This window comes from Protofrankia sp. Cr1 (genome assembly GCF_963555865.1).
GTDB lineage: Bacteria > Actinomycetota > Actinomycetes > Frankiales > Frankiaceae > Protofrankia.
In genome coordinates, this window is record NZ_CAUVXO010000163.1 from 1,976 (window position 1) to 3,683 (window position 1,708).

The 1,708-nt window shown below is 66.3% G+C and carries 1 protein-coding gene; it reads left to right on the forward strand.

Going from position 1 to position 1,708, the window contains the following annotated elements:
• Positions 1–250: 250 nt before the first annotated feature.
• Positions 251–1,615 carry an IS110 family transposase gene (locus tag U9980_RS14215; RefSeq protein WP_322768352.1) on the forward strand — a complete coding sequence of 455 codons (1,365 nt, stop codon included), beginning with the start codon at positions 251–253 and terminating at the stop codon, positions 1,613–1,615.
• Positions 1,616–1,708 lie beyond the last annotated feature (93 nt).

Below are 1,708 nucleotides of genomic sequence, written 5' to 3' on the forward strand. Positions count from 1 at the left end.
CTGCCGGGCTAGTCCTTTTATCCCTTCCGGTGACGCCTCGCAGGCATGAAAATGGGGGACGGGTTGCCCGTCGACGTCGGTGTCTTCTCTGGGACATATAACCCCGTGGGCTAGTCTGACGCCGGGGCCCGACCTGAAGGGTCACGCACTGTTGCTTCGAGCACGCCGGTCAGAATTTCGGTTCCCGACCGAGGCCCCCGGGCATCCCACCACCCTTGCGCTGGACAGGTGATGGAGGACAGCCCTGGTGATGAGACAACCCGAAGAGATCCCCGACCAGGAGTATGAGCAGATCGTGCAACGGGTCTGCGCGATAGACGTGGCCAAGAAGTCGGGCAAGGTGTGCACGCGGGTGCCGCACGCTGCCACGCCGGACAGACGCGTCAGCCGGGTGTGGGACGTGGCGGCCACCACCCGCGCGGTCATGGAACTTGGTGGCCATCTGGCGGACTCAGGGATCGAGAAGATCACCGTGGAGTCCACGTCGGACTACTGGCGGATCTGGTTCTACCTGCTGGAAGCCCATGGCCTGGAGGTGCAGCTGGTCAACGCCCGCGACGTCAAGAACGTGCCGGGCAGGCCGAAGACGGACAAGCTCGACGCGGTGTGGCTGGCCAAGCTCACCGAGAAAGGGCTGTTGCGGCCCTCGTTCGTCCCGCCCGCCGAGATCCGTACCCTCCGCGACTACACCCGGATGCGGGTGGACCTGACCCAGGAACGCACCCGGCACTGGCAGCGCCTCGAAAAGCTACTCGAAGACTCGCTGATCAAAGTGTCATCGGTGGCCAGCACCCTGGACACCCTGTCGACCCGCGACATGATCGAGGCGCTCATCGCCGGTGAGCGTGACCCGCGGGTCCTCGCAGACCTGGCCCGCGGCAAGATGAAAGCCAAGCACGCCGCCCTCATCGAGGCCCTGACCGGCCGGTTCGACGACCACCACGCCGAGCTCGCCAGAATGCTACTCGACCAGATCGACGGGCTCACTCGCCAGACTGACACGCTCACGACCCGTATTGAGGCGCTGATCGCGGCGATGCCCGCCGCGTCGGCGTCGCACGACGAACACCCCACCGACACCGATAGCGGCCACGGCGGTGCCGGTGCGCCGGCGGCTCAGGCTGGGCTGCCGGCGTTGCAACGGTTGGCCGAGATCCCAGGTATCGGCCCGCGCGGCGCTGAGATCATCCTGGCCGAGATCGGACTGGATATGACTCGGTTCCCCACCGCCGGGCACCTGGCCTCCTGGACCAAGCTGTGTCCACGCACCATCCAGTCCGGATCGACGAGCAGAGCCGGCAAGACAGGTAAAGGCAACCCGTACCTCAAAGGGATACTCGGCGAGGCCGCCGCAGCGGCCGCCAAGACCGACACCTTCCTCGGTGCACGCTACCGGCGCATCGTCAAACGCCGCGGCACGCTCAAGGCCCTCGTCGCCGTGGCCCGTTCCATCGTCATCATCGTCTGGCACCTACTCGCCGACCCCACTACCCGTTTCCACGACCTCGGGGCCGACTACCACACCAACCGTACCCACAAAGATCGCAAAACTCGCCAGCTCATCCACCAACTCCAAGCCCTCGGCCACACTGTCACTCTCACGCCAGCCGCCTGACGGCCGGCCCACACGCCGTTCCGACCCGCCCGGCCCGGCTGGCCCGGCAATGCAGCCTGCCCAAGACCCGAGGTGGTCACGGCTATTTTCCGG

Coding starts and splice junctions, on each gene's coding strand:
- U9980_RS14215 (WP_322768352.1), top strand. CDS start 251: ATGAGACAACCCGAAGAGATCCCCGACCAGGAGTATGAGCAGATCGTG.